The 6,585-nt window shown below is 60.0% G+C and carries 4 protein-coding genes and 4 pseudogenes; all 8 read left to right on the plus strand.

Going from position 1 to position 6,585, the window contains the following annotated elements; all coding sequences use genetic code 11:
• Positions 1–987: pseudogene (gene sucA, locus HLUSI_RS0116120) on the plus strand (2-oxoglutarate dehydrogenase E1 component); the annotation flags it as partial.
• A gap of 76 nt (positions 988–1,063) precedes the next feature.
• Positions 1,064–1,195 (plus strand): annotated as a pseudogene (locus tag HLUSI_RS31745) (biotin/lipoyl-containing protein); the annotation flags it as partial.
• Positions 1,196–1,294: 99 nt separating this feature from the next.
• A complete protein-coding gene (gene cobO / locus HLUSI_RS0116130; protein ID WP_016834956.1) occupies positions 1,295–1,897 on the plus strand; it encodes a cob(I)yrinic acid a,c-diamide adenosyltransferase in 603 nt (200 codons plus the stop codon).
• Positions 1,898–1,899: 2 nt separating this feature from the next.
• On the plus strand, positions 1,900–2,604 hold the full coding sequence (locus tag HLUSI_RS29020) for a nucleotide-binding protein (protein ID WP_330987164.1): 705 nt from the start codon (positions 1,900–1,902) through the stop codon (positions 2,602–2,604).
• Positions 2,549–3,205 (plus strand): annotated as a pseudogene (gene sucB / locus HLUSI_RS29025) (dihydrolipoyllysine-residue succinyltransferase); the annotation flags it as partial. The gene HLUSI_RS29020 and the pseudogene sucB, both read left to right, overlap by 56 nt.
• 220 nt (positions 3,206–3,425) lie before the next feature.
• Positions 3,426–4,853, plus strand: a complete 1,428-nt coding sequence (lpdA, locus tag HLUSI_RS0116145) for a dihydrolipoyl dehydrogenase (RefSeq protein ID WP_016834959.1) — start codon at positions 3,426–3,428, stop codon at positions 4,851–4,853.
• Positions 4,854–4,999: 146 nt separating this feature from the next.
• Complete coding sequence (gene zapE, locus HLUSI_RS0116150; RefSeq protein WP_029363605.1) at positions 5,000–6,097, plus strand: cell division protein ZapE; 1,098 nt, start codon at positions 5,000–5,002, stop codon at positions 6,095–6,097.
• A gap of 17 nt (positions 6,098–6,114) precedes the next feature.
• Positions 6,115–6,585, plus strand: a pseudogene (locus tag HLUSI_RS29030) (hypothetical protein); the annotation flags it as partial.

Genomic DNA, 6,585 nt, shown 5'->3' on the forward strand with positions numbered 1-6,585 from the left:
GCCGGCCGCGGCACCTTCGTCCACCGTCATGCCGTTCTGCATGATCAGAACCGTGAACGTTGGGATGCAGGCACCTATATTCCTCTGCAAAACGTCGCAGAAAACCAGGCGCCATACACCGTCATCGATTCCGTGCTGTCGGAAGAAGCGGTGCTCGGTTTCGAATACGGTTACTCGACTGCCGAACCGAACACGCTGACGATCTGGGAAGCCCAGTTCGGCGACTTCGCCAATGGCGCGCAAGTGGTGATGGACCAGTTCATCAGCTCCGGCGAAGTGAAGTGGGGCCGTGCTTCCGGTCTGGTGCAAATGCTGCCGCACGGTTACGAAGGCCAGGGTCCTGAGCACTCGTCCGCGCGTCTCGAGCGTTACCTCCAACTGTGCGCCGACAACAACATGCAAGTTGTTCAGCCGACTACGGCTGCGCAGATTTTCCACTTGCTGCGCCGTCAGATGATCCGCCTGTTCCGCAAGCCGCTGATCATCCTGACGCCGAAGTCTCTGTTGCGCAACAAGGATGCCGGTTCGCCGCTGTCCGACCTGGCCAAGGGTTCGTTCCAGACCGTCATTCCGGAACTGGACGACAAGCTCGACGCCAAGAAGGTCAAGCGCATCATCGCTTGCTCGGGCAAGGTGTACTACGACCTCGTCAATGCACGCAAGGAACGCGGTCAGACCGACACGGCAATCATCCGCGTCGAACAACTGTATCCGTTCCCGCACAAGGCGTTCGCCGCTGCGCTCAAGCAATTCCCGAACTTCCAGGAATTGGTCTGGACGCAGGACGAGCCGCAAAACCAAGGCGCATGGCTGCAAATCCAGCACAACATCTTTGAAAATCTGACTGACGGTCAAAAGCTTGCGTATGCAGGTCGTCCAGCCAGCGCATCGCCAGCGGTCGGTTACTACGACAAGCACTATGCGCAACAAAAGGCGCTGATCGACACCGCGTTTTCCAAGCTCAAAGGCTTTGTCCTGACCAAGTAATCAGATCTTGCACAGCGTGCATTGCGAGGGCGATGCGCGCTGATGTTTATTGAATAACCCGAATCGGAGAAGTTACATGGCACAAATCGAAGTAAAAGTCCCGCAATTATCAGAATCCGTTGCAGAAGCCACGCTGCTGCAATGGCATAAAAAAGTGGGCGAAGCCGTCGCACGCGACGAAAACCTGATCGACGTCGAAACCGACAAGTCCGAACTGGTCTTCATCGGTTATCACCCGAGCCGCAGCAAGGTTGCCGCCTTGCTGTCCGAACTCACCGGAACACACTGGAAATAAAGAGAACACATCATGAAAACCGATCCGGAATCGCACAAGCGCATGACCCAGCGGCACAAGGAAGGCTTCGAGAAAAAGAAGGCCGCCGCACAAAAGGAAAAAGGCCTGCTGATCGTCAACACCGGCACCGGCAAGGGCAAGTCCAGCGCCGCCTTCGGCATGGGCATGCGCATCCTCGGCCACGGCATGAAGCTGGGCGTGGTGCAGTTCATCAAGGGCGCCTTGTACAGCGCCGAGCGCGACTTCCTCGGCGGCCATGCGAATTGCGATTTCCACGTGGTCGGTTCCGGCTACACCTGGGATACGCAGGACCGCGACGCCGACATGAAAACCGCCGCCCACGGATGGGCCGAAGCGGTGCGCATGATCAAGGATCCGTCCTATGACATGGTGATCCTGGACGAGATGAACATCGTGCTCAAGTATCAATACCTCGATCTGCAGGAAGTGCTCGACGTCTTCGCCGCACGGCGCGAGATGCTGCACATCGTGGTCACCGGCCGCCACGCGCCGGATGCGCTGATCGAGCTGGCCGACCTGGTCAGCGAGATGCGCCCGCTCAAGCATCCGTACAAGGAACAAGGCATCAAGGCGCAAAAGGGCGTGGAGTTCTGATCATGGCAACTCCGTCGTCCGCGGTTGCATCGTCTTCGGCTTCCGCTTCCGCTTTGTCTTCTGTTTTGTGCCCGGCGCTGTTCATCACCGCGCCCGGCTCAAACCACGGCAAGACCACCGTGACGGCGGCGCTGGCGCGCTGGCATCGATCGCAGGGTCGCAGGGTGCGCGTGTTCAAGACCGGGCCGGACTTCCTCGATCCGACCATCCTTGAACGGGCCAGCGGCAACCCGGTATATCAGCTCGACCTGTGGATGATGGGCGTGGCGGAATGCCGCCGGCTGCTGCATGAAGCCGCGCAACAGGCCGACCTGATCCTGGTTGAAGGCGTGATGGGCCTGTTCGACGGCGAACCGTGCAGCGCCGACCTGGCCGAACTGATGAAGATTCCCGCCGTGGCGGTGGTCGACGTCGCCGGCGTGGCGCAGACGCTGGGAGCGATCGGCTACGGCCTGGCGCATTACCGGCCCGGTTTTCCACTGCTGGGCCTGCTCGGCAACGGCGTCGCCAGCCCGCGTCACGAAGAAATGCTGCGCCAGGGCATGCCGCATGGCGTCGGTTATCTGGGCAGCCTGCCGCGCAACCTGCAGTTCAAATTGCCGGAGCGTCATCTGGGCCTGGTGCCGGCGGCCGAAGTCGCCGATCTCGACCGTGGCCGAGCGTCTGCTGCAATCGCAAGCAACCAACGCCATCCTGACCACGTTTAACGAAATCAACATGCAACCTGTGCTGGACCTGCGCGCCAAGTACAAGGACAAGTTCGAAAAAGAACACGGCGTCAAACTGGGCTTCATGTCCTTCTTCGTCAAGGCAGTGGTCCACGCACTGAAGAAGTACCCGATCGTCAATGCATCGGTTGACGGCAACGACATCGTGTACCACGGTTACTTCGACATCGGCGTTGCGGTCGGTTCGCCACGCGGCCTGGTGGTTCCGGTCCTGCGCGACGCGGATCAACTGTCGATCGCCGACATCGAAAAGAAGATCGGCGAATTCGGTCAGAAGGCCAAGGACGGCAAGCTGTCGATCGAAGAAATGACCGGCGGCACCTTCACCGTGTCCAACGGCGGTACTTTCGGTTCGATGCTGTCGACGCCGATCATCAACCCGCCGCAATCGGCGATTCTGGGCATCCACGCCACCAAGGATCGCGCCGTGGTTGAAAACGGCCAGATCGTGATTCGTCCGATGAACTACTTTGCACTGTCCTACGATCACCGCATCATCGATGGCCGCGAAGCCGTCCTGAGCCTGGTCGCGATCAAGGAAGCGCTGGAAGATCCAGCCCGCCTCCTCTTGGATCTGTAATCCAGCATGGCCGCCGGGCAAGCTACTGCGCAACCCGATCTCGCCGCTGTGATGCTCGCCGTACATCCGTACGGCTGCGCTTCTCGCGACGACCTCGGATTGCTCGCTACGCTTGCCCGACGGCCCACAGAGCCGGCTAAGCGCTGAAGGCTTCGGCGTTCGGCGCTTTTTTTGTCTCCGCGGGTCTGCTGACTCGCGCACAACGAATTAGGAATAAAACATGAGCAAGAATTTTGACGTGGTCGTCATCGGCGGCGGCCCTGGCGGCTACATCGCTGCAATCCGCGCAGCACAACTGGGCTTCAACACCGCCTGCATCGACGAATGGAAAAACGAAAAGGGCGGTCCTGCACCTGGCGGCACTTGCACCAACGTCGGTTGCATTCCATCGAAGGCGCTGCTGCAATCGTCCGAGCACTATGAACATGCCGGCCATGCTTTCAAGGATCACGGTATCGACGTCAAGGGCCTGAGCCTGAACCTGCCGCAAATGCTGGGTCGCAAGAACACCGTCGTCAAGCAGAACAACGACGGCATCCTGTACCTGTTCAAGAAGAACAAGGTCACCTTCTTCCACGGCCGCGGCAGCTTCGTCAAGGGCGACGCCAACGGCTATGAAATCAAGGTTGCCGGCGCCACTGAAGAATCCATCACCGCCAAGCAAGTCATTGTCGCGACCGGTTCCAACGCGCGTGCATTGCCGGGCGCACCATTCGACGAAGAACTGATCCTGTCGAACACCGGCGCATTGGCCATCACCGAAGTACCGAAGAAGCTGGGCGTCATCGGCGCCGGCGTCATCGGTCTGGAAATGGGCTCGGTCTGGCGCCGCCTGGGCGCGGAAGTCACCGTGCTGGAAGCGCTGCCGACTTTCCTCGGCGCAGTCGATGAACAGATCGCCAAGGAAGCCCAAAAGCTGCTGGCCAAGCAAGGCCTGACAGTGAACCTGGGCGTCAAGATCGGCGACATCAAGGCCGGCAAGAAGGACGTCAGCGTCGACTACACCGACGACAAGGGCAACGCGCAAAAGGCCGTGTTCGACAAGCTGATCATCTCGATCGGCCGTACCCCGAACACAACCGGCCTGAACGCTGAAGCCATCGGCCTGAAGCTGGACGAACGCGGCTTCATCGCCGTTGATGGCGATTGCAAGACCAATCTGCCGAACGTGTGGGCAGTGGGCGACGTGGTGCGCGGCCCGATGCTGGCGCACAAGGCGGAAGAAGAGGGCGTTGCCGTTGCCGAGCGTATCGCCGGTCAACACGGTCACGTGAACTTCAACACCATTCCCTGGGTTATCTACACCTCGCCGGAAATCGCATGGGTCGGCAAGACCGAACAGCAACTGAAGGCTGACGGCGTTGCGTACAAAGCCGGCACTTTCCCGTTCCTGGCCAACGGTCGCGCGCGTGCGCTGGGCGATACATCGGGCATGGTCAAGTTCCTGGCTGATGGCAAGACTGACGAAATCCTGGGCGTGCACATCGTCGGTCCGATGGCGTCGGAACTGATTTCCGAAGCCGTTGTGGCGATGGAATTCCGTGCTTCCGCCGAAGACATCGCACGTATCTGCCACGCTCACCCATCGTTGTCCGAAGCAACGAAGGAAGCGGCATTGGCAGTGGACAAGCGCGCGCTGAACTTCTGATGCGCGATCAGTGCGACAATACGGGTCGCCGACGCCTGGCCAGCCCCTGGGGCTGGCCGCGTTCGAGTTGCCCGCATAGTGCGCATTGAGATGCCAACCCAATGGGCGAGCCTGGCTCGCCCATTGTCGTTTTACAAGACCACACCATGGATGTCCGCGAATTCTACGATCACGCGCTAAGCGAGCGTGGCTTCAAATCCGACGAGGCGCAGCAGCGTGCGATTGATCGCCTGCAGCGCGCCTATGAAGAATGGGTGGCGTTCAAAGCGCAACGGTCGAGCAGCTTCAAACGCCTGATCAATCGTCCCGACGTCCCGCGCGGCGTGTACATGTGGGGCGGCGTGGGACGCGGCAAATCCTTCCTGATGGACAGTTTCTATTCGGTGGTGCCGGTGGTGCGCAAGACGCGCGTCCACTTCCACGAATTCATGCGCGACGTGCATCGCCAGCTGGACGAGCTGAAGGGTATCGCCAATCCGCTCGACGACGTCGCCAAGCGCATCGCCAAGAAATACCGGCTGATCTGTTTCGACGAATTCCACGTTTCCGACATCGCCGATGCGATGATCCTGTACAACCTGTTAAGCGGCTTGTTCGACAATGGCGTGTCCTTCGTCATGACGTCGAACTACAAGCCTGACACGTTGTATCCGGACGGCCTGCATCGCGACCGCATGCTGCCGACCATACAGCTGCTCAACAGCAAACTCGATGTCATGAACATCGATGCCGGCGTCGATTACCGCAAGCGCGCGCTGGAGCAGGTCAGGATTTACCACACGCCGCTCAATGCCGCCACCGACAGCGAGTTGCGCGAGGCGTTTGCCGCCGTCGCCGAAACCGCCGACGAAGACACGCGCGTGCACATCGAAGCGCGGGAGATCCGCGCCTTGCGCCGCGCGGGCAGCGCCATCTGGTTCGATTTCGCCACCTTGTGCGGAGGCCCGCGTTCGCAGAACGATTATCTCGAAATCGCCAGTCGCTTCCAGACCGTGATCCTGTCCGGCATCCCGCGCATGTCCGCGGCGATGTCGTCGGAAGCGCGTCGCTTCACCTGGTTGATCGATGTGTTCTACGATCACAAGGTCAAGCTCATCATGTCGGCCGAAGTCGAGCCGGAAGAACTCTATACGGAAGGCATGCTGGCAAATGAATTCCACCGCACGGTTTCACGTATCATTGAGATGCAATCGCGCGAGTACATGGATTCCGAACGCCGTCTCGCTGCCGACAAGCTTGCTTGATTATGGATAAGGGTTACATGCAATCATTTTTTCAGAAGACCTGCCGCGTTCCAGCCGCAATGCTGGTGCTGGCAGTCGCCGGGCTGACGCTACCCCTGCTTGCCGCTGCCGAGCCGGCGCCTTACGGGACGCCCGGCAAGCCGGCATTCAACGAGCGCTATCCGTCGGGTTCGATTCGTTCGACGGACGAAGCCGACGAGATCCTGGCGGAGGCTGACAAGGAACGCCTCATCATCGAAGACCAATACATCGCCGAACAGCGCGACTGCTACAAGAAGTTCTTTGTGGCAGCTTGCCTGGACGGTGCCAAGGAACGCAATCGCGTTGCCGGCAAGCAGGTGCGTGACGTGGAAGTCGAGGCCAATGCTTACAAGCGCCAGGCCAAGGCCGATGATCGTGACAAATCGCTGGCCGAGCAGCGCGTCAAGGACGAGCAGGATTCTGCGCGCCGCGCCGCAGCTAATGGCGTTCGCGCGCGACCTCGTCCA

This window comes from Herbaspirillum lusitanum P6-12 (assembly GCF_000256565.1).
In the GTDB taxonomy this organism is placed as follows: domain Bacteria; phylum Pseudomonadota; class Gammaproteobacteria; order Burkholderiales; family Burkholderiaceae_D; genus Herbaspirillum; species Herbaspirillum lusitanum.

Coding starts and splice junctions, on each gene's coding strand:
- lpdA (WP_016834959.1), top strand. CDS start 3,426: ATGAGCAAGAATTTTGACGTGGTCGTCATCGGCGGCGGCCCTGGCGGC.
- zapE (WP_029363605.1), top strand. CDS start 5,000: ATGGATGTCCGCGAATTCTACGATCACGCGCTAAGCGAGCGTGGCTTC.
- cobO (WP_016834956.1), top strand. CDS start 1,295: ATGAAAACCGATCCGGAATCGCACAAGCGCATGACCCAGCGGCACAAG.
- HLUSI_RS29020 (WP_330987164.1), top strand. CDS start 1,900: ATGGCAACTCCGTCGTCCGCGGTTGCATCGTCTTCGGCTTCCGCTTCC.